18 protein-coding genes are annotated in these 20,689 nt (G+C 45.9%); 9 read left to right on the top strand and 9 right to left on the bottom strand.

Annotated features, from left to right (window positions below):
• A partial coding sequence (locus QUA97_RS22370) for an RNA methyltransferase (RefSeq protein ID WP_333196148.1) occupies positions 1–665 on the bottom strand: 665 nt, incomplete at its 3' end.
• A 264-nt stretch (positions 666–929) separates the two neighbouring features.
• Between QUA97_RS22370 and QUA97_RS22365 the strand changes: the two genes are divergently transcribed.
• Both QUA97_RS22365 and QUA97_RS22360 read left to right on the top strand, forming a co-directional pair.
• The gene (locus QUA97_RS22365; RefSeq protein WP_194012978.1) at positions 930–1,085 is read left to right on the top strand and encodes a DUF2256 domain-containing protein; all 156 of its coding nucleotides are present in this window, start codon (positions 930–932) and stop codon (positions 1,083–1,085) included.
• Between the two features lie 64 nt (positions 1,086–1,149).
• Complete coding sequence (locus QUA97_RS22360) at positions 1,150–2,085, top strand: isoaspartyl peptidase/L-asparaginase (RefSeq protein WP_194069416.1); 936 nt, start codon at positions 1,150–1,152, stop codon at positions 2,083–2,085.
• A gap of 384 nt (positions 2,086–2,469) precedes the next feature.
• On the opposite strand, the gene QUA97_RS22355 is transcribed toward QUA97_RS22360, so the two are convergent.
• The gene (locus tag QUA97_RS22355; protein WP_194069418.1) at positions 2,470–3,717 is read right to left on the bottom strand and encodes a WD40 repeat domain-containing protein; all 1,248 of its coding nucleotides are present in this window, start codon (positions 3,715–3,717) and stop codon (positions 2,470–2,472) included.
• 196 nt (positions 3,718–3,913) lie between these two features.
• On the opposite strand from QUA97_RS22355, the gene QUA97_RS22350 reads away from it, so the two are divergent.
• The 4 genes from QUA97_RS22350 (at position 3,914) to QUA97_RS22335 (ending at position 6,333) form a co-directional block, all read left to right on the top strand.
• The gene (locus QUA97_RS22350; protein ID WP_333196136.1) at positions 3,914–4,123 is read left to right on the top strand and encodes a hypothetical protein; all 210 of its coding nucleotides are present in this window, start codon (positions 3,914–3,916) and stop codon (positions 4,121–4,123) included.
• 3 nt (positions 4,124–4,126) lie between these two features.
• Complete coding sequence (locus QUA97_RS22345; protein ID WP_333196134.1) at positions 4,127–4,558, top strand: tetratricopeptide repeat protein; 432 nt, start codon at positions 4,127–4,129, stop codon at positions 4,556–4,558.
• Positions 4,559–4,599: 41 nt separating this feature from the next.
• Positions 4,600–5,394 carry a tetratricopeptide repeat protein gene (locus QUA97_RS22340; RefSeq protein ID WP_333196132.1) on the top strand — a complete coding sequence of 265 codons (795 nt, stop codon included), beginning with the start codon at positions 4,600–4,602 and terminating at the stop codon, positions 5,392–5,394.
• Positions 5,395–5,841: 447 nt separating this feature from the next.
• Positions 5,842–6,333: a hypothetical protein gene (locus tag QUA97_RS22335; protein ID WP_333196130.1), complete on the top strand. Its 492-nt coding sequence runs from the start codon at positions 5,842–5,844 to the stop codon at positions 6,331–6,333.
• 947 nt (positions 6,334–7,280) lie between these two features.
• Here the strand turns inward: QUA97_RS22335 and QUA97_RS22330 are convergent.
• Positions 7,281–8,315, bottom strand: a complete 1,035-nt coding sequence (locus tag QUA97_RS22330) for a ribonucleotide-diphosphate reductase subunit beta (protein ID WP_333091461.1) — start codon at positions 8,313–8,315, stop codon at positions 7,281–7,283.
• A 126-nt stretch (positions 8,316–8,441) separates the two neighbouring features.
• Positions 8,442–10,700 (bottom strand): ribonucleoside-diphosphate reductase subunit alpha, encoded by a 2,259-nt coding sequence (locus QUA97_RS22325; protein ID WP_333117489.1) that lies wholly within the window; start codon positions 10,698–10,700, stop codon positions 8,442–8,444.
• A gap of 319 nt (positions 10,701–11,019) precedes the next feature.
• On the opposite strand from QUA97_RS22325, the gene QUA97_RS22320 reads away from it, so the two are divergent.
• Positions 11,020–11,241 (top strand): hypothetical protein, encoded by a 222-nt coding sequence (locus QUA97_RS22320; RefSeq protein WP_333117491.1) that lies wholly within the window; start codon positions 11,020–11,022, stop codon positions 11,239–11,241.
• A gap of 206 nt (positions 11,242–11,447) precedes the next feature.
• On the opposite strand, the gene glmU is transcribed toward QUA97_RS22320, so the two are convergent.
• Both glmU and QUA97_RS22310 read right to left on the bottom strand, forming a co-directional pair.
• A complete protein-coding gene (gene glmU / locus QUA97_RS22315; RefSeq protein WP_333196126.1) occupies positions 11,448–12,833 on the bottom strand; it encodes a bifunctional UDP-N-acetylglucosamine diphosphorylase/glucosamine-1-phosphate N-acetyltransferase GlmU in 1,386 nt (461 codons plus the stop codon).
• A gap of 57 nt (positions 12,834–12,890) precedes the next feature.
• Positions 12,891–13,058 (bottom strand): hypothetical protein, encoded by a 168-nt coding sequence (locus tag QUA97_RS22310; protein ID WP_333196124.1) that lies wholly within the window; start codon positions 13,056–13,058, stop codon positions 12,891–12,893.
• A 462-nt stretch (positions 13,059–13,520) separates the two neighbouring features.
• On the opposite strand from QUA97_RS22310, the gene QUA97_RS22305 reads away from it, so the two are divergent.
• Both QUA97_RS22305 and QUA97_RS22300 read left to right on the top strand, forming a co-directional pair.
• Positions 13,521–14,528 (top strand): hypothetical protein, encoded by a 1,008-nt coding sequence (locus QUA97_RS22305; protein ID WP_333091457.1) that lies wholly within the window; start codon positions 13,521–13,523, stop codon positions 14,526–14,528.
• A 100-nt stretch (positions 14,529–14,628) separates the two neighbouring features.
• Positions 14,629–15,453 carry a sulfurtransferase gene (locus QUA97_RS22300; protein WP_333196122.1) on the top strand — a complete coding sequence of 275 codons (825 nt, stop codon included), beginning with the start codon at positions 14,629–14,631 and terminating at the stop codon, positions 15,451–15,453.
• Between the two features lie 121 nt (positions 15,454–15,574).
• Here QUA97_RS22300 and QUA97_RS22295 read toward each other — a convergent pair whose 3' ends face one another.
• The 3 genes from QUA97_RS22295 to QUA97_RS22285 form a co-directional block, all read right to left on the bottom strand.
• Positions 15,575–17,047 (bottom strand): MBOAT family O-acyltransferase, encoded by a 1,473-nt coding sequence (locus QUA97_RS22295; RefSeq protein ID WP_333196119.1) that lies wholly within the window; start codon positions 17,045–17,047, stop codon positions 15,575–15,577.
• A gap of 475 nt (positions 17,048–17,522) precedes the next feature.
• Positions 17,523–19,115 (bottom strand): ATP-binding protein, encoded by a 1,593-nt coding sequence (locus QUA97_RS22290; RefSeq protein ID WP_333196117.1) that lies wholly within the window; start codon positions 19,113–19,115, stop codon positions 17,523–17,525.
• A 48-nt stretch (positions 19,116–19,163) separates the two neighbouring features.
• A complete protein-coding gene (locus QUA97_RS22285) occupies positions 19,164–20,183 on the bottom strand; it encodes an ATP-binding SpoIIE family protein phosphatase (protein WP_333196115.1) in 1,020 nt (339 codons plus the stop codon).
• Between the last annotated feature and the right edge of the window lie 506 nt (positions 20,184–20,689).

Genomic DNA, 20,689 nt, shown 5'->3' with positions numbered 1-20,689 from the left:
GGAGATTGGGAGAGGGGGGGATTGGGAGAGGGGGGGATTGGGAGAGGGGGAGACTGGGAAAATATACCCTCGGACTTTTCCCTTCTCTGCGTAGCATCCGTTAAATCCGCTACAAAATCCGTTGCCGAACTTCTCCCGGTTACATCCGCTACATCCGCTACAAAATCCGTTGCCGAACCTTCTTCCCGATATAATTCGTAGCAGCAAATAGCGACTGCTTGAGCGAGATTTAGGGAAGTATAAGCGTCACTGCTGGGAATGCGGATCAGGCGCTGGGCGCGGTTTAATTCCGCGTTAGTCAAGCCGCAGTCTTCTCGACCAAAAATTAGGGCGCTGGGGGCTTCTAGAAGCCAAGGTAAAGCATCGGCTGGTGCTTCTAGCTGCATTGGGTGCGATCGACTGTCGTCTCCTGTAGTTGCGATCGCCCTGACACATCCTACCAAAGCTTCTGGCAAAGTTGCTACTACTTTAACCGTTTCCAAGATATCGGCGGCGCGAACAGCCATCAGTCGGGCTTCTTGCCCTAAATGATCGCACTGGGGATTGACCAAAATTAATTGGTGCAAACCCATATTTTTCATCACTCTGGCTACCGATCCCACGTTTAATGGCCCTGCGGGTTCGACTAAGACGATTCGGATGTTGGTTAATGCCGTTGCGACCATTGTTACTCGGAGATAGCTGAATTATAGTTATTGCATAAATTTTGAATTTATCGGAAAACTGCAGATTTAATATATATGCAAAAGTCAAATTCACCCCCCGCAAGTCCCCCCTCCCGCGGGGGGAAACAAGAATAATCTTGCCCCCTCCCCGCGAGTTCGGGGAGGGTTGGGGTGGGGTGCACTCTATTTTTGCAAGAGTTCTAATGTAGGTTAACGCGGATTAACGCGGATAATTTAAGATAGTGTATTGTTGTCAAAATTAGCATGGCTAAGCAGCGATCGAAATCTGAGTTACCGACTAAGATGTGTCCTGTGTGCGATCGACCTTTTACCTGGCGCAAAAAATGGGCCGACTGCTGGGATGAGGTGAAATACTGTTCCGATCGCTGTCGCCGCCGTCGCAACAGTTCAGAAAATTAAAAATGTTTTGCTCTTTGCCTAACAAAAGCTAAGATTGCAAAAGAAAAATTTTACGGTTAAAAGTATGGCATCGCAACAAGTGCAACCAAAGTTAGTTATTCACGGCGGTGCCGGTAGTTCTCTACACAGCAAGGGCGGAATTGAGGCGGTTCGCAAATCGCTTTATGATGTTTTGGAGGCCGTTTATCCGCTGCTCAAAGACGGTGCGAGTGCGGTAGATGCGGTGATACAAGGCTGTCGGTTGTTGGAAGATGACCCGCGATTTAATGCCGGTACCGGTTCTGTGGTGCAGTCGGACGGGCAAATTCGGATGAGTGCTTCGCTGATGGACGGTTGGCTGCAGCGTTTCAGCGGCGCGATTAATGTTTCTCGGGTTCAAAATCCGATCGAACTTGCTAAGTTTTTGCAGGCTGCGGACGATCGGGTATTGTCTGATTTTGGGGCGGCGGAATTGCTGCGAGAACTTCATTTGCCGATTTACGATCCGATGACGGATTTGCGTTTGCACGAGTGGATGCAGGAACGCCAAGGCAATTTTAGCAAGGCAATGGCTGATGTGGTGGCGGAACCTGCGGGTGTTGGTACGATCGGAGTTGTAGCTTTGGATTCCGGGGGGCGTTTGGCTGCTGCAACTTCGACTGGCGGCAAGGGTTTTGAACGGATCGGGCGGGTTAGCGACTCGGCGATGCCGGCGGGAAATTACGCTACGGGGAATGCCGCGGTTAGCTGTACGGGTATCGGCGAGCACATTATGGATGAGTGTTTGGCGGCGCGGATTGTGATTCGGGTAACGGATGGTTTGAGTTTGAAGGCTGCTTTTGAGCGTTCTTTTGCGGAAGCTGACTCGCGCCAGCGGGATTTTGGGGCGATCGGGATTGATGCTAGCGGTGCGATCGCGATCGGCAAAACTAGCGAGGTAATTCTGGGTGCTTTTCATGACGGTACGCAAATGGGCGATACTTTGGAATCCAACCAGGGAACGCTGGTTTTTGTTGCTTAGAAAAGCCGTTTGATTTTCGGTAACAAAAATCAGGACACAGCCACAAAAATTAGAATAAAATAGTGCTTTGTCCCTGGGGGAATCCTGGTATTTTCTATCATGCCCGGTGGGTAGATCGCAATCAAATTCGTTCGCGCGTGTGGACTTCATATCGTTTCCGGTTGGATCGGAATGATTTAACCGCAGAGTACACAGAGTACACAGAGTCCGAGAATATATATCTGAATCATTCCGATGCTACCAGATTTGATATCAGTCCGCAGAATTTTGGATTTTACGGACTAAATTCCGCACGCGCGAACCGTTTTTGTATTTACCAGGATAGGCTAGTTTGAATAATTGGTATTAGAGGGATGATTCTAGCAATAATTATTGAAATTAATATTAAATTCGCAACTGCCAAAGTTTAACTGTACCATTCTCGCTACCGCTAACCAGAGTTTCGCCCAAATGCCCGATCGCCAACGCAGACACAGGGCCCGAATTTCCCTCCAAAGACTGCAGCAACTCGCCGCCAAGATTCCAAAGTCTGACAGTGCCGTCAAAACAGCCCACCGCAAAGTATTTCCCGTCGGGGCTAATGGCGGCGGAAGTGATCCGAATTCCTGTTTCCATAGAATGCAATAATTCGCCTGTTTGCAAATTCCACAGGGCGATATTTTTGTAGCCATAACTGACAAGAATTTCGCTATTGGGAGTAATTGCTACATAATTTTCGCTGCCAAACGTTCGCCTCACTTCTCCCCCCGGTAGTTCCCACAAAGTGACGGTGGCGCGACAGAAACCGCTGGCTGCATTCAACCCGCTGGCTACTAACATTTTGCCGTTTGGACTCAGGGCGATCGCACTTATATCATCTCCTTGATAGCCTTCCAAAACTTGCAGCAGTTGGCCGCTGTTGAGGTGCTGAAGCTTGACAGTGCCTCTGGTGGTGCCGATCGCCAAAATTTGCCAGTCGGGGCTCACAGCGACGGATTCGTGGCGGTGTACCTCTGCTAAACGCTTCAGCAGTTCGCCGTTTTGCAGGTTCCAGAGTTTGACTGTGCCCGCGCGCGATCGTGTCAGCAGCGTTTTGCTAGCGGGGCTGAAAGCAACTAGCAACACGGCTGTTGAATGTCCGCAAATAGTCCGCAACAGTTCCCCGCTGTGCAAACTCCAAACCTTCACTGTACTGTCGTGGGAACCTGTTGCGAGTAATTGTCCGTCGGGACTGATGGCGGCGGATAGAATGCTGTCTGAATGTTGGAGAGTGGCTTTTAAGGTTGCGCCGGATGAGGTTTTTAGTTGTTTTTTATACCCGGCTATATCCAGCCAGTCGATCGCATCTCTCCAATTTTTGAGAGCATTTCTAGGCCGATTTGTCAGCGTTTCTATATATCGATACAAAGTTTTAGATAAGTCAACCTCTACACCTTTGATTTGTTTGTTGAGAAGTGCCGCTATTTCGGCCGGGCTACACCCGCACAGCAAGCCGCACAAATGCCTTTTTTCCACTGGTGTTAGCCCTCTTCTGGTGTGGGGGGCAAATTCTTGTTTGGCGTTTGCTAAGTCGCTGTAAAGCTTTTCGATGTCCCAGTCGCGGCTAGCCCGTGTAAAAGGTTCTTCTGGTCGATCGAGGTTTGAGGGTGTCATTTGTGGCAGTCGCGATCGAGTTCCTAGTCAAATTCCTAACCAAAATCCTAACATTCGCTGTGCGCGATCGGACTGCTTTCACCGCTAATCTATTTTTAACACAGCAAACAGCCAAAAGAGTTTCGGGTTAAAAATTCCTTTTAATCCTAACCTTGACAGTTTGCCAAATAACTATAAATCAACGGAAAAATAGAAAATGTCTGGAATTGCGATCGCCTTATTTTTTGGTCTGGGTTTTATTTTAAGTATTGTTGGTTCTATCTGGGGATTAGTTCAAGCTTTCCAAGAAGAAGTAGTTTGGGGATTACTTTACTGGTTTATTCCATTTGCTGCCTTAATTTTTTATATTAAGAAATGGAGCAATAAAAAAATCATAAAAACACTTTTGATTCAACTAGCTGCATAGCCAATGTTTTTATTAGGAGGCATTATTACTGTGGTAAGTTATGGCGCAGAGTTTCCAAAATTGGTTCAGTCTGGAACCATAACCGTAAACCAAGGATCTAGCGAGCAATCGCCCTCTTCTTTTCCTTCAGATTTCAGCATTTCTTCATCCCCAAATCAAGAGAAATCTCCTGCTTCCAAGCAATCTCCAAGTTCCGAGTCATCCCCTCAACTTTCACCAGCACCTATTTCTGAGCCTAATTCTGCTACTGTTAGCGCTCAACAAGGTGATTTCAAACAATTGATGAAACTCGGCTATGCCTACTACGCACAGGGAGAATATCAAACAGCTTTAATCTATTTTAAGAGAGCTTTACAAGCACGTCCGGGCGATGGCTATGCTCTCAAAGCCATTGACAATACCAAAAAGGCGATCGTCCAAGCAAAGGCTAAATAACCCACGTACACATTCACTTAAAATCAATTAAATATAAAGTCATGAAACCGACCTCAGATAAACTAGAATTCGTTGAAATGTCCGCATTTTGGATACAGCTATTTGTGGGCGGGAGTTTTTTATTATTCGGTATGTTTGCGGTTTTCTTTTCTGGCGGTTTTTTCGCTGTTTTATTTGCCCTCATTGGTTTGCTGTTAGTGATATTTGTAGAGATAGAGACCATTACATTTGACAAAAATCTCGGTCATATGACTATCAATTGGCATAAACCACTCATGGCCAAAATAAAATTTATCAAACAGTTACTTAAACGTATTTCAGGCATGGAAATTGAACACACGAAAGTTATGAAATACCTACTTCAAGATATTTCAGGTGTGGAAATACAGGGAATTTTAGATAGTGAAAGCAATAAATATCGTATCTGTCTTGTGTTGCACTCAGGTAAGCAGCGTGTTCCTCTAACTTCTGGTTTTACCACTGGTAGTTTGGGAGGCTATCATAAAAAAGCTGAAGTGATTGCGACCTTTTTGGATATCCGAAATTACGGTATTGACGGTTTTCCGGCAGACAACTCTAACGAACTTAAATGGGAGACGGTAGAAGAGGAAATTGCCCACTGGGAAACTGCAATCAAAAGTGATTCTAATGATGCTGATGCTCACATGAAGTTGGGATTGGCTTTGATACTTCAAGACAAAACAAAAAATAAAGAACAAGCAATGGGTTATCTAAAACAGGCCGAGGCTTTGTTCAAAGCTCAAGGTTATGATGAAGAAGCTATGCAGGCTGCTCAACTTTACGGCGCGGTTTATTGGGGAATGCTGGGAAAGTGAAGTTCAGATGCAGTCTTGGATACACTTCGACTCAAGAAACCGGTTGTTTTTGCGAAAAGATGCGTTGTAATCTGCAGATTCGGTAAAAAGTCCGGTTTCTCGGTTTTATCTAAGTCCTAATTATCCAACCTCTAAACTTTACAGCCAAGTTTGAATAAACGCTTGTGGGGAGTAGGGGTTTGGCATCTTGGCCGCCCTCAACATACAATAATTATGACTTTTATGAATTTAATTAATGAATTATATGAATTGACCTGAAAAGAAAACTGTTTGATAATTGTAGTGAAGACCTTTTCTGTAGAAATAACAGGAAAACTAAAGTTCTCAGTCAAAACTCTAGAAAATTTGTATCTTGCCGCTTCGGGAAATAGAGGAGTATGGCAGATGTTTAATTTATTAAATCTTCGTTTCTAAATAACCTGGTTGGCAAAATCCCAATATCGACTCATGAAAGTTATCAAGCAAACACCAACTCAACTAACAATTCAAACTTATAGATTCTGGGATGGTTTGTTATTAATTTCTCCTTTTATCGTAATTGGCTTAGGGCAGATTGTTTTCGTGTCAAATTGGATAGGTGGAGGTATATTTTTGTTGTTTTCGCTGTGTTTGTTGGACGGCGCAATAGATGAAATTTATATTTTTGATAAAAGTTGTGACAAAATGACCGTTAAACGACGGGGTTTGTGGCTGAATCGCGTTACACAAGGCTCAACTCGCAATATTTGTGCGGTGGAATTAAACGCAATAGCAGATAGCGAGGGGAATTTCAGCTACTATGTTGATTTGTTGATGTTGGGGGGCGATCGCGTTTGTTTGGGAAGTAATGCGATCGCCAAAGAACAGCAAAAAACTGTTGACTTGATTTGCGAGTATCTGAATTTAGCACCGCACAAGTCAGCGATGGGGATTAAAAAGGAGAAAATTGTGTTATTTTGAGGCGCACAGTCTCATATTTCTTTGCTAAAGCTGTTGATGGTAGCTCAAGCTCTAATTGCTGAGATTTTTCAACGTTTTTATGCGTTTATTTAAGATTATTCGCCGCGCCACAGCCTATCTCAAACCAAGGCGCAAGTAAACTCGTGACATTAGTTGTAGGCGAGAAATTTTTAAGCTAATCTATGAATAATACAAAATCCGACTTAAATACCCCCTTGATTTTTTAGTGGTTCTGGCCTAGAAGGAAAGGAAAGTTTGGGATGCGTTTCCACCGCCCGCTAAGAGAGGAGTTGTTGGCGCGGATTGGGTTGAATCGCTGTGACGCATCAATTTTTGGACGAGTCTGCGAGTAAGCTGTTGCTTATATAGATTGTGTAGGGCGATTGAGGGGGAGAAGGGGAGAAGGGGAGAAAGGGAGAGGGGGAGAAAGGGAGAGGGGGAGAAAGGGAGAGGGGGAGAGGGGGAGAAAGGGAGAGGGCGATCGCACTAAGGAATGAAAATTTAATAATATTAAATCCTCTCTTCATCGGAATAGTAAATTCACTGTTAACTGTTGACTGTTAACTGTTAACTGTTGACTGTTGACTGTTAACATCATTCCGATGCAACCGAAAACGATATAAATTAAGCGATTGGCTCGTTACTTTCGCTCTGCCTGGTAATGCAGATTGGCGAGGCTCTGCCTCTCTTTAACCCTGAGCTTCTGGAGAGATAGAGAAGTGTGGCAGATGTTTAATTTATTAAATTTTCGTTCCTTTAAGCTGTTGTTAGTTTGTGGGTGTGCTTTTCGCTCGAAAGGTTATATATATTATTAGCTTTTGTGCGATCGGGGGAAAACAAAAGCTAATAAATATTTAGTTAACATTCAATCAAGAACATCTTAGACTTTAGCGGACTGACATTCCCCGCGACGAATCAATGAAGAGTGTCAGTTCGATCGCCAAAAGCTAGAAATCATCCCAACCTTCAAGGCTAGAAGACATCACGTAACTGGTGACACTGGACTCAAAGAAGTTGGCTTTTGTGTTGGCCTCTTTCTTGGTATCTGAAAATCGCTCCAAATGAGCGTAGGGGCTTTTCTTGTATTTCATATCAGGAAAAAGCGGTTCTAAGCCGATCGCCTTGAGTCGCTGATTCGCAAGGTACTTTGTATATTGCTCTGTGCTGCTGGTTGTGATACCTAGAATGCTATCTCCAACAATGTGCTCGGCCCACTGAGACTCGTGTTCCACCGCAGTCGCAAACATTTCGTAGATTTGCTCCTGACTGTGCGGAAAGATTTCCATCGCTTCTGGAAGTAATTTCTGATACAGCCGCACATGGGAAAGTTCATCTCGGTTGATCATTCTAAAGATATCGGCACTTCCAGCCATCAGCATCCGTGAGGACAGATTGTAGAAAAAGTTGAATCCATTGTAGAAGTACAACCCTTCTAGCAGATAATCTGCCATCAGCGAGACAAAATAGTTTTCTGGGGTTGGATCGTCAACATACTTTTGATACAGTCCGGCGATGAATTGACAGCGCTGTTTCAACACTCGATCGCTGCGCCAAAACTCATAAACTTGGGAACGGCGATCGCTAGGAACAATGGTTTCAATGATGTACTGATAGGACTGATTGTGCATTGCCTCCTGAGAAATTTGTTCCGCCATGCACAAGGAGATTTCGGGTGCGGTAACACTATTTTTGATGTGCGGCACATTGCAGGTTTGTACCGAATCGAGAAATGTCAGATAGCTGAGGATGCCATCAAAAGCTCGCCGTTCCCCAGTCGTGAGATTAGCATAATCAGTCACATCCTGAGTCACATCAATTTTTTCAGGAATCCAAAAGTTTTCCCGCATTTGTCGGTACAGCCCAACTGCCCAGCCGTAGCGAACATCGTTCAACTGCATTAAGTTGGTTGTTTCGCCAAACCAAATTTTGCGATTTCCTGTTGCATCATTCCCCAGGGGATTGAACACGGGGTTAATTGGCATTCGATTTGATGCAGTCGCTGGAATGGGTGTAGCTAGACTTAAAACCATTGTGAGTTCATCCGATATAGTTAATACAACAATTGAGGGCAGTTCATGAACACAGTTTATCAACCGTGAAATAATCAGTTAATTCGCGCAAGCAACACAGCCATCGTTAGATTCTTTGAAACTATCTTTCTGTACGGTGCGAATGTAGTAGATTGCTTTGCAGCCAGAGTGCCAAGCTAACACCAAGATGTCAAAGATATCTTTTGCCTTGAGAGAGCGATCTGGTTCATCAGGAAAATACACACCTGCATTTAGATTGAACAATAATTCCATTGAAATTCCTGTATCAATCCACTGCTGCATCGTGGCGATCGCGTGGATTACCACCCGTTGATTCAGCGTCTTGTTTTCACTGTAAAACCAGAAATGATCCCGAATGTAAGGTGGCGCAACCGGAACCGTCCCTTTGGCCCATTTTTCATAGAAGAACCTGCTATAAACGGGCAACACACTGGCAGTACAACCTTGGACTAAGGATGAAGAGGTATTGGGTGCGATCGCCGTGATATGGGAATTGCGAATGCCATGCTGTTGAATCGCCTGACTCAAGGTTTGCCAACGTTCCGGCTGACGGGCGTTTTCCAAAAACCACTTCACGGGCTTTGCTCCTACCAAATGACCTTTACTCCATTCACTGCCGGGAAAAGCAGGATAGGCTCCTCGCTCTTTTGCCAGATTCATTGATGCGGCGGTGCAATAGTAACCGATGTCTTCAAACAGATTGCTAATCTCTTGCAGGTGATTGTAAGTTAGATGGCGCTTGGCCAACCAATCGGCTAACCCCATGCAGCCCACTCCGATCGTGCGATATTTGTTGTTATGTGTGGTGCTGGCGGCAAAGGGCGGTGTGGTTAGATCGATCGTGTTATCCAAAATCCGCACGGCTGTCTGACAAATCTGTTCGATCGATCGCGCATCATCTTCTAAATTTGCCAGATTAAGGCTGACCAAGTTACAGGTATGGGCTTCTTCCCCTGGCTTCACATTCGACCAAGATTCCTGACAGAGATTTCCACCTGGAATATAGCCTTGATGCTGATTAGGATTTGCCAGATTGACCGTATCCTTAAACCAAAGATAGGGCATTCCAGTTTCTAACTGAGTTCGCATCACGTCTTTGAACAACAGACGAGCATTCACCTTTTTGTATAGCGTAATTTCTCGATCCAAGCTGGCTTCGATTTGAGCGTAGGCAGCTTCAAAAGATTCTCCCCACAGTTCAGCCAGTTCGATGCCCAGCTTTGTTCGCACCTCATAGGGGTCAATCAGCGTCCACTCCGCATCGGCTTCCACTCGTCGCATGAACTCATCACTAACCACCAACTGCGGAAACACATCATAGGCTTTCCGCCGCTGATCCCCATTCTCGGTTTGCATCTCCAAAAATTCGGGCAAATCCAAATGCCAGGTATCTAAACTGACGGTGATCGCCCCGGCTCTCCGTCCGCCCTGATTGACGGCGATTGCGGTATCGTTGAGCAGCTTCACCCAGGGAATCACCCCGCCCGAAGCATTGGCTTTCCCCATCACCCAACTGCCCGTTGCGCGAATCCGAGACAAATTCACGCCGACACCGCCACCGTTTTTAGAGATCCTAGCGGCATCATGAATCCCAGAAAAAATGCTTTCGAGATTGTCATCTAATGCGGTGATAAAGCAACTGGCGAGAGAACCGTCAGGAATTCGCAGGTTTGCCAGAATCGGCGTTGCCAAAGAAATCTGCCGGCGTGCCAACATTTCATAGAACTGCTTGGCCCACTGGAGCCGCTGTTCTGGTGCTTCCGCCCAGGCCAACAACAGCGCACAGGTCAAAAGGGATTCTTGGGGCAATTCATTCGGCAATAGATACCGTTTGGTCAGCAACACGGCTCCAGCGTAATCGTAGTCAGCATCCCAATCCGGCTCGATCCACTCATTGGCAATTTCTAACTCTGCGGGAGTGTAGGTCAAGATGCGACGATCGTACTGCCCTTCGAGGACTTTAGCTTGCACAGTCCGGGCATAGTCACCATATTGATAGCCCCGACTCACCTGAATGTCTTTCCACAAACTCCAAATGTGCAGCCTCCCTGCGGCATAGCGCCAATCGGGTTCTTCAGGACTGCACAACTCCAACGCACAGCGGATCAGATTGTCTTGAATTTCTCTGGTTGTAATGCCGGGACGCAGCTTAGTGGTCAGGCTGGCTTCTAGGGCGATCGGGTTTGCCGATAGTTCTCGACAAGCCCAGTTGACGACTGCGCGAATTTTTGTAATATCGAGTTCCGTCGTAGAACCATCTCGGCGAATCACCTGAATATTGCTTGTAGAAAACTCGGCAACAGATGTAACTTGCATGGCAATTAATAACGATTAAGGCGCAGTGGATAGGAAGGCAAACGAATCCAGGAATGGATTATAAAGTGCCACCCCTTGAGACATAAAAAATGGGCAATTGAAAAGTCGTAATGACTAGGTTAAAAGCAATGCTTCAACCAGAACCGATCGACTTTCAAAGCAAATATTTTCAAAAACCCGATCGGGGAAAATCCGCCCCAGGATGATGCCTAGTTCGATCGGTGATTTGCGCTCAGTATAGATCAATTATTGTCACTTCGCACATTAATTTACGCTATTGCTAGCGTTGAGATCGGGACTAGACGCTACATATTGCTATATGACTAGGTTTGTAGGATTAGAGGCAGCATTTCCTCGCTCTACAATCAATCTGGCAGCGATTAAACAAAGCAGTTCGATCGCGTTCAATTGTGCTATAATCCGCGACTATTCGGTTTTGGTGAAAAGCAGCCATCAGACGGAAAGAGGAAAGAGCAATGCAAATCTGCCGCTGTCCCGCAACTGTCAGGAGAAGTGCTATAGCGGTTCTCAAGCGTGGTGAGATATGCCCTATGTCCTATGTCCTATGCCCTATGTCGGATAGTACCTCCTATGAGAACACAGAAAGGCTACATACAACACGATTACGCTGGTTTCAGTTTTCGTGGCTTGATTAGTTGACTTTTGCGCCCCACCGACAGAGATTAACTACAAAACTAGCCGGTGCGATCGGCGCAGTCAACAGAAGAATGTGCGTACATAATAATGTTATTTTTCCGGTTCTTTGAGTTTCCAACCTGGTTTGACAACTTGCCGCGATCGGGCAATTACTAAACAGTCATTCGGCACTTCTTCAGTTACGACAGAACCTGCTGCTACTGTAACATTTTCTCCCAAAGTTATCGGTGCAACCAGCACGCTGTTGGAACCGATTTTAGTTCCCGATCCTATTTGAGTTTTGTGCTTATTCTTTCCGTCGTAATTGGCGGTAATTGTCCCAGCACCGATGTTGACTTTTTCTCCCAAACTCGCGTCGCCTAAATAAGACAAGTGAGCGATATTAGTTCGATCGCCAATTTGAGCATTTTTCAATTCTACAAAATTGCCGACGCGACAGTTTGCGCCTATTTGGGCGTGTCCCCGCAAGTGCGCGTAGGGGCCGATTCGCGAATTTTCGGCGACAATGCTGTCAGAAATTACCGAATAAAGCACAGTCACATTTTCGCCAATTTGACTGTTTTCAATCAAAGATCCGGGCCCGATGCGACTCCTGGAGGCGATCGAAGTTTTTCCCCGCAAATGAGTTTGCGGTTCAATTACCACATCCGCTTGCAACTCTACGGTATCATCGATCGTAATGCTGTGGGGATCGATAAGTGTCACTCCCGCCCTCAGCCACTTATCCTTGATCCGCGTTTGCAAAATATCGGAAGTTGTGGCTAAATGTTTGCGATCGTTAATGCCCAATATTTCTTGATAATCTTCGACATCCACCGCCATCACCGGAGAAAGGCTACTTACCGTATCAGTTAGGTAATATTCTTTTTGGTCGTTATCTGCCTTCAAATCTGGCAAAATTTTCTCTAAATCCGGCCAGTGAAAGCAGTAAACACCTGCATTAATTCGGTGGTTTTGCTTTTGAGCTTGGGTGCAATCTCGGTCTTCTATAATTTGCTGAACTAAGTTTTGACTGTCGGTAAATACTCGCCCATATCCTTGAGGATCGGGCAAATTAGCTGTCAATATAGTAGCCGAGTTTTGGTGCTGTTTGTGAACGACCATCAATTGTTTGATAGTTTCTGCCCTCAGCAAAGGTACATCGCCATTTAAGACCAGCAAATCTCCTTGAAATCCCTCTAAGTGAGGCAGCAATTGTTGGATGGCGTGACCGGTTCCCAATTGTTCGGTTTGTTCGACAAATTCTAGGGGAGGAGATTGAGGATTGTCCGCTATTTCTTTACCTTCAATCAGAGATTCTTTAACGAGTTCGCTGCGATAACCGACTATGACAAGTCGCCGGGAAATTTCAATTTCTTGACAACTTTGAAGGACTCGCTCAACGAGGGTTCGCCCGCCCAATTCGTGGAGAACTTTGGGCAAGTCAGATTTCATGCGCGTGCCGCGTCCAGCCGCTAAAATTGCTATTGCTATCATTGTGCGATCGAGTTTTTTGCTATAAAAACTTGAATATTGACTAACTGATGATATCACTCACAGTCCGTCGATGCCACTGCGATCGCACAATTTTTTAATCTTAAATCTCCAATCTCCAATCCGGGCGTGCCCTGTCTTTTTCCCGCCGGATGTCGGTTTGAGGCGCGAGGCTTGCGGTTTGACTCGATCGCCCTGGGGTAGATAGAGCTCCGGGCACGGTATCAAATTTCCGACGACTGAAGTCCTTACTACAAAACGGACTCAGGTTTTTCGTGAGGAGTGCAGTTTTTCCCGAAGGGATGCCGCGGGGGCGATCGAGAGCGATCGTTTATATCTGCGATCTGCGATTTGCCGCGATAGATTATACTATTTGTTGGATTTCACTTATGTCAATTTAATGTCAAGTTGCAAATATCTCGATCCCCCTAAATCCCCCTTAAGAAGGGGAGTAGGGGTTGACTTTGATCGGAATCTTGTCCCCCCCCTTATTAAGGGGGAGTAGGGGGCAAGCTAAGGGGGGATCGGATTCGGGAGCAGCCTCATAAAAAATTGGTGTTATGGTGTTTTAAACTCAAAAAAACTATTAGTTGCTCCTTCTTCCTCCTTCCTTCTTCCTTCTTCCTTCTTCGGACTTCCATCCGTTACATAATCCGTTGCCGAACTTTCTGCATTATCAGGTGTCCAGCTATGACAGAGCTTAATTTTCAGGAACTTGCCAAGGAGGGAGATCCGCAGGCGATCGCATCTTGGCTAAACAGCCAGTTACAATCTGAAGGGATCGCAGCCTCCGCGCACCTCGACGACGACTGTTTGGATATAATTCTTGAAGCCGAGCAAGTACCGCTCGAACATATATTAGTTGATTTTGTCCGCAGCCAACTGACAGATTTGCAGCCGGATTCGATTAGCAAAGTGAAGGTTGAGGGGCGAGAAATCGGTCAGATTGTGCCTGCTTGGATTCAGGAGTTTAGTTTAGAAAACAGCACTTTGGAACAACAGAGCTTTGTGGAAGAATCTGTGCCAGATGCTGCTGTTGCGAAGGTGGAAGATCGCACAGAAGAGACACAGAGTGATATTGAGGAGGAGCAATCGGCGGAATTAGCGGTATTTGAGAAGCGGTTGCGATCGACTTTTATTGTCGTCGCGCTGGTTACTGGTATGTTGGCGATCGCGGTAGTAGCATTTGTCGGTAAAATTTTGAACGAGCAGCCAGCAACTGCGGGGAATAAACCCGATGAAATAGCGAATTTACCAACTGTACCGGATACTTTTCGAGACGCAGTTAACAGCGCAGTTAAAGCAGCAGAATTAGGGCGAGTCGCAAAAACCAAGGAAGATTGGACGATAGTTGGCGATCGCTGGCAAGAAGCAGTATCGTTGATGAGAAGAGTACCGGTGTCTAGCTCCAACCATCAACTAGCTCAGACAAAAGTAATCGAGTATCAGAAATACCTGCTTTACGCTCAAGAAGCCGCAGTAAATCCACCCCAGCCAGAGCCAACTCCCGCACCAGCCAAAAAAGCCGAACCGGATAAAAAAACTCCTAAGAAATCTAATTCCCCAAAAGCAACTTCCGAGAAAGAAACTCCTAAAAAATCTAATTCCAAAAAAGCAACTTCGGAAAAAGAAACTCCCAAAAAATCTAATTCAGAACAGCCAGAACCGGAGCCAGAAACTCCTAAGAAATCTAATTAAAAAAGCCGAATCCGAGAAGCGGTAAGTGCGCCGCATTCTGCCCTAATTAGGAAGATTTTTTGTCCACAAATGTAGATATCAAACACCGATTTAAACACTTATGAATGACAACGATTTAATTGTTTCTTCTGAATGGTTGGCCGCCAATACCGAAAATCCGCAAGTTGTAATTATTGACTGTAGGTTTTCCCTCGCCGATGTCGAATTGGGACAAAAACAATATCAAGAAAGTCACATTCCCGGAGCTTTTTATTTAGATTTAAATCGAGATCTCGCGAGTGCAGTTGGTAAACATGGCGGCAGACATCCGCTGCCAAATATTGAAGAATTAGCGGCAAAATTGAGTGCGGCTGGCATTAATTTAGGAGAAACTTTAGTTGTGGCTTATGACGATTCGCGGCTGGCTTTTGCTGCTCGTTTGTGGTGGCTGCTGCGATATATGGGACACAGCAAAGTTGCTTTGTTAGATGGCGGTTTTGGCGCTTGGAAAGCGGCGGGATATCCGGTAACAAATATTTTGCCGGAATATCGGGAGGGTAAATTTGTACCGGAATTGCAGCGGGATGCGATCGTTGACATTCAGGCTGTCAAAGAGCGAAAAGACTTGCCGCACAGAGTTTTGGTTGATTCGCGAGAGAGCGAGAGATACGCGGGCTTGCGGGAGCCAATTGACCCGATTGCAGGTCACATTCCGGGTGCTGTCAATTACCCTTGGCAAGGGGTGACGGATGAAACGGGAAAAGTGCGATCGACCTCGGAACAAAAACAGCGGTGGACGGAATTAGGAAAAGCGGAAGAAATCATTGTTTATTGCGGTTCTGGGGTGACAGCTTGCGTTAATTTACTGTCTTTAGAAATCGCTGGAATTCCCGATGCAAAACTTTATGTCGGTAGCTGGAGTGATTGGTGTTCCTATCAATTGTAGTCTGGGCCCGATGTTGCACCTAAATGTATTTGCAGGGTGCTTTCACTGGTTCCCAGGCAGAACCTGGGAACCAGTTATATGGACTAAAGTCCTTACTACAAACCTATATTAAGATAATGCCCTAAAAATCGAAGTAAATATAAGGCAAACCGCCTTCGGGAGCTAACAGCCAAACCGCGTAGAAACAAAGCGGCACTAATACCAATTTTATCGGCCAATTTAACTCCACTTTCAAAATGCGATTGAAGCCATAATTAAGCAGCATTGCTGCAGCCACAGCCGCCAATATCCAAGCCAACTGCACTCTGTCCAAACCCAAAGCTTCTACATAAACTTTATTAGCAAACTGTACGTCAGCAGGGTGTCCCCACAAATGGGAAATTGCCCATCCAGAATCTTTTAAATCGGGAAGGCGGAAGAATATCCAACTACTAAAAACCATCGCCTGAGTCAGCAGCCAAGCGATCGCCATCCCGATCGGATTTTCCCACAAAAACTCGATTCGCAACCGCTTAAAAGTCACATCTGTTAATCGGTGCAGCGCCAAAGCCAAACCGTGCAAAGCCCCCCACACAATAAATCCCCAAGCCGCCCCGTGCCAAACTCCCGCAATTAACATGACGGTGAACAAATTGAGACAAGTGCGCCACAAACCGACACGGGAACCACCCAACGGAAAATATAAATAATTTCGCAGCCAATCGCCCAAAGTCATGTGCCAGCGCCGCCAAAAATCACCGATGCTGGTAGTAAAATAAGGGAAGTCAAAATTTGGTGGCAAATACCAACCAAGCAGCAAAGCAGTACCGCGCGCCATGTCAACATAGCCGCTAAAATCGAGATAAAGTTGCAGCCCGTAAGCAAAAATTGCCAGCCACAAATCCTCGCTTCCCGCCCGTTGTAAGTTGGTAAAGCTTAAATCGACATAAATTCCCAAGTTGTCAGCAAAAAGACCTTTTTTAACTGCACCGAAGGCGATCGTCCAAAGTGCTTCAGAAATGCGATCGGGTGTCGGAAAACTCTGGGATTTCAGTTGATAGATTAAGTTGTGATAGCGAGTAATCGGCCCAGAAATCAGTTTCGCAAAAAACAACTTGTAAGCAGCAAAGTGCAGCAGCGAAGTAGCCGCCGGTGCGCCTCGGTACACGTCAATCAAATAAGAAATGCACTCAAAGCAAAAGAAACTCAATCCCAAGGGTGCGATGACGTGAGTTTTTACCCAGTTAGCGCTGTCGAGAGCAACTGGCCAATTCAACAAAGTGCCGATCGAACTCAATACAAAAGGCACATACTTAAAACCCAGCAACAGCAACACATTCAGCGCAATTCCGATCCACAGCAACCACAAACGGCGGCGGTTCCAAGAAGCATTAGCAATCCGCCAATCTAGAGGTTCTCCAATCGCCATCGCCAAGCAGTAATTAAACACAATACTGACTAACAACAGAGGAATGTACCAAATTTGCAGCGAAGCGTAAAAAATCAGACTACCTACCAGCATGATAAACAGCCGCCACCACTGCAGCGGAACTGACCAGTAAGCAGCTAACAAAACTAACAAAAATAGGACATATTGAAGGGAAATGAAAGTCATGCGATTTTAGATTTTGGCTTGGCGATTTTAGATTGAAGATTTTAGAAGAGCTTATTTTGGTAAGGGTTTGGATCTTAGCTTTGGATCTTAGCTAAGGTTGCATTATTTTGCGATCGAACCTTTGCTAAAAACGATATCGATCGTGCATTTTAGCCGATCGCGCTAACACAAACAAAAACACAGCCTAAGTCCCTACTGTACAGTCGGCAACTTAGAACTGATACATTTTACAGTACAAGTGTTAAATGCTGTTACAAATTAAATAAACTTTCTTTTTGTCAACCTATAGCCTTTCTCAAAAAAGTGAGGTATGCCCTATGCCCGGTTTGCCCTATGCCCGGTTTGGCCTATCCCAGATAGTACCTCCTATGAGATCGCAGAAAGGCTATATCTGCGTCGATCTACCTTAAATCTGCGGTTTCCCGATCGAAGATTGATGCAACCAGTCTAAAAACTAACCGACGATCCCAAACATTCAGCAGCGCTGGCAGCCCCGATCGCGATACAATGAATTTCTGCCAGCAAGTCCTTGGGAAAATGAAAGACACTCTTCATTCTCCACCACCAAAATTTTTGCTGCAGAATCCCGCACAGGCGATCGAGAATTTGCTAGAAAAAGCGGTGTTTTCACCCCCTTAGCAGCAGACATTTCCAAAGGTTTTTCTAAATCTCCATCATACACAACCGGCAAATTGACCAAAAAAGTCGATCCCGCTCCGGGCGAACTTTCAATTTCAATACTTCCCCCCAGAAATTCAGTCATTTTCTTACACAAAGATAATCCCAATCCCGTGCCTTTCACGCCCTTCTGCAAGTGATTTTCGATTTGGACAAATTCTTCAAAAATCCGCGTTTGGTCTGCTGGCGGAATACCAACGCCCGTATCTGCCACGGAAAAAGTAACAGTTCCCCCCTCTTCCATTTCCGCAGCAACTCGCACTTCGCCGGCTTCAGTAAACTTGAGAGCATTTGAAATCAGATTTCGCAAAATTTGAGAAAGTTTTCCCTCGTCCGTTGTGAGGGTTGGAAGTTCCCGAGGCGTTTCAAAAATCAGAGTAACGGCAGAGTTTTGGGGTAGCAGGGGGCGCATCATTCCCCGCAGCACGCTGAACAAATCTTCGACTTCAAAATCAGCAACGCGAACAGTGACTTTTCCAGCTTCTACTTTGGCTAAATCTAACGAGTCGTTAACAAGTTCTGCCAGAGAAAGGGCAGATTTGTGAATAAAATTTACTTGCTTTTCTTGTTCTGGTGAAAGTTCTCCGTCGAGGCGCTCTAACAAAATCTCGGAAAGACTTAAAATTGCCGTTAGGGGAGTGCGAAACTCGTGGCTCATATTGGAGAGAAAGCTGGTTTTGAGTTCGCTGGCGCGCTGGAGAAATTCTGCTTTTTCGTTCAATTCGGCGTAAAGTGCCACAACTCCGCGATTGGTATCTTTTAGTTGTTGATTTAACTGTACGAGTTCTTCTTGACGCTGGCGGAGTTCGTCTAAAGTACGCAGCAATTCTTGATTTTGTTGCTGGATTTCGGCGTAGGGATCTTCGGGAATTTGGCGCGCTAGTTTGTCAACTAATTCATTGAGTTCGATCGCGCTCAGAGCAGGCATTTGTTTAGAAAACTGCTTAATTAACTGTACAGCAGTTCCGCGATCGGGCGAAGAATCGATTTGCACGTCATCCATCAACCGTTTCGCCGCCGCCAAACCGAGTCCCGCACCGGTTTGCGATCGAAAATCGGGGCTCAAAACCGCCGATAAATCAGCAATTCCCGGCCCGCTGTCAGAAATCCGAGTCCGAAAAAATTGGCGCGATTCCCCTTCCACAATAAATTCTACTTTACCGCCCCCTGCATATTTAAAAGCATTGCGGGCAATTTCGGAAACTGCTGTGGCGATGCGAGTTTGTGCTTGGGAATCGAATCCTAGCCCCTTAGCAATTTGGCGCGCTCTTTGGCGTACTTGTACGATATCTTGCTCAAAGCGGACTTCCGTCGTCAGGATTGGGTAACTAATGCCATTTTCGATTTTCGACTTTCGATTTTCGATTGTGGAATCACTGATGACTATCATGTTTGAGTTCTCGCCTAGAGTTTCATTTTTTTTTGAAAGTGGTATGTATTAAGCTGGTTGTCTTACCTTAGCCACGACAACTGTCATATCATCGCGAGTCCGTTTGAAGTCCCGGTAGAGCACCGCCGCGATTAAAGCCGGATGTCTCGCGGCCAAACCCGGATAGCGGTTGAAATCCCACTGCGTCGCCAAACCGTCGGAGTGCATGACTAGCAAGGAATGCGGCGACCAAGGATAGACAAATTCTGCTACTTTGAGCATCCGATGTCCAACAGTACCGTTGTAAGAAACCATGCTGCGGCTGCGGTTATCTGTCACGACTACACCAGAGATATTGCCAATTCCGGCAAAACAGACTGTTTGTTGGGTACGATCGATCAGGGCGATCGCAGCAGCCGCTCCTCTGGTATTTTTTAAAGCAGCGTGCGCCTTCTCTAAAATAGCTTTCGGCCCGAGTTTAGCACTTTCCCCAAATACCCGGACAGCTTCTTGCGAAGCTTCCTCCGCCAAAACCCCGTAGCCGAGCCCGTCAGCAACTAAAATTAGATTTTTGTCCCGATCGTTTTCTGTCGCCCAGGAATCCCCGCAAATTTCCTCTCCTGCTTTCGGCAAGCTGACGACCCCAAATTCCAAGTAATTGCTGTTTTGGGAAGTTTCCAGGCGATTCTGAGTCGGTTCCAAGCGCATTAATAAAGCTGTCCCCAGTTTCGGTACAGAATGAATATCAAAAAAACTAGAAAGGCGTTTAATCGCGCCGAGTCCGGTTCCCAGAGTTCCCGCAGTCGAAAAACCGTCTCGCAGACACTGGCCGACATTTGCCATTCCCGGCCCCCGGTCTAACGATACTATTTCAATGCTATATCCTGCGTCTGTTTTTACAGTTTGCAGCAAAATCTCTCCTTCGCTGGCGTGTTTTACCGCGTTTTTTGCAGCTTCGGCGGTGACAATTGCTACTTTACCGCGATCGGTCTCATCAAATCCGACTTCGGCCGCGAGGGCGACTGCAATTCGCCGCGCTTCTCCGACTTGACTTTCTTCTGTTACGGGGAGGGCTAAGGCATTTATCATTATTTTGTAGTTCTAATCTCAAGCTAGTCAGTAGTCATTAGTCATTAGTCATCAGTCATTGGTCATCACTCATCATCTCAGAAACCTGGTTTATTTGGAATATTTTTCGTCACCAAATGCCCAACTCGAATCAACCCGGTTTCTCGCCCCTCCGCATCACTCATCATCTCAGAAACCGGGTTTATTGGAATATTTTTCGTCACCAAACGCCCAACTCGAATCAACCCGGTTTCTCGCCCCTCCGAATTATATCAAATCCGGTAGCATCGGAATGATTCAGATATATATTCTCGGACTCTGTGTACTCTGTGTACTCTGTGTAATCTGCGGTTAAATCACCTGACGATCCAACCGGAAACGATATTACTCATCATCTCAGAAACCGGGTTTATTGGAATATTTTTCCTCACCCAACGCCCAACTCGAATAAACCCGGTTTCTCGCCCCTCCGAATTATATCAAATCCGGTAGCATCGGAATGATTCAGATATATATTCTCGGACTCT

The organism is Microcoleus sp. CZ3-B2 (genome assembly GCF_036705055.1).
In the GTDB taxonomy this organism is placed as follows: Bacteria; Cyanobacteriota; Cyanobacteriia; order Cyanobacteriales; family Microcoleaceae; genus Microcoleus.
Note: the sequence above shows the minus strand (reverse complement) of the source record. Positions and strands in the feature narration are given on the sequence as shown.

Coding starts and splice junctions, on each gene's coding strand:
- QUA97_RS22290 (WP_333196117.1), bottom strand. CDS start 19,115: ATGATAGTCATCAGTGATTCCACAATCGAAAATCGAAAGTCGAAAATC.
- QUA97_RS22285 (WP_333196115.1), bottom strand. CDS start 20,183: ATGATAAATGCCTTAGCCCTCCCCGTAACAGAAGAAAGTCAAGTCGGA.
- QUA97_RS22335 (WP_333196130.1), top strand. CDS start 5,842: ATGAAAGTTATCAAGCAAACACCAACTCAACTAACAATTCAAACTTAT.
- QUA97_RS22320 (WP_333117491.1), top strand. CDS start 11,020: ATGACTAGGTTTGTAGGATTAGAGGCAGCATTTCCTCGCTCTACAATC.
- QUA97_RS22295 (WP_333196119.1), bottom strand. CDS start 17,047: ATGACTTTCATTTCCCTTCAATATGTCCTATTTTTGTTAGTTTTGTTA.
- QUA97_RS22300 (WP_333196122.1), top strand. CDS start 14,629: ATGAATGACAACGATTTAATTGTTTCTTCTGAATGGTTGGCCGCCAAT.
- QUA97_RS22345 (WP_333196134.1), top strand. CDS start 4,127: ATGTTTTTATTAGGAGGCATTATTACTGTGGTAAGTTATGGCGCAGAG.
- QUA97_RS22325 (WP_333117489.1), bottom strand. CDS start 10,700: ATGCAAGTTACATCTGTTGCCGAGTTTTCTACAAGCAATATTCAGGTG.
- QUA97_RS22340 (WP_333196132.1), top strand. CDS start 4,600: ATGAAACCGACCTCAGATAAACTAGAATTCGTTGAAATGTCCGCATTT.
- QUA97_RS22365 (WP_194012978.1), top strand. CDS start 930: ATGGCTAAGCAGCGATCGAAATCTGAGTTACCGACTAAGATGTGTCCT.
- QUA97_RS22360 (WP_194069416.1), top strand. CDS start 1,150: ATGGCATCGCAACAAGTGCAACCAAAGTTAGTTATTCACGGCGGTGCC.
- QUA97_RS22355 (WP_194069418.1), bottom strand. CDS start 3,717: ATGACACCCTCAAACCTCGATCGACCAGAAGAACCTTTTACACGGGCT.
- QUA97_RS22330 (WP_333091461.1), bottom strand. CDS start 8,315: ATGCCAATTAACCCCGTGTTCAATCCCCTGGGGAATGATGCAACAGGA.
- QUA97_RS22350 (WP_333196136.1), top strand. CDS start 3,914: ATGTCTGGAATTGCGATCGCCTTATTTTTTGGTCTGGGTTTTATTTTA.
- glmU (WP_333196126.1), bottom strand. CDS start 12,833: ATGATAGCAATAGCAATTTTAGCGGCTGGACGCGGCACGCGCATGAAA.
- QUA97_RS22305 (WP_333091457.1), top strand. CDS start 13,521: ATGACAGAGCTTAATTTTCAGGAACTTGCCAAGGAGGGAGATCCGCAG.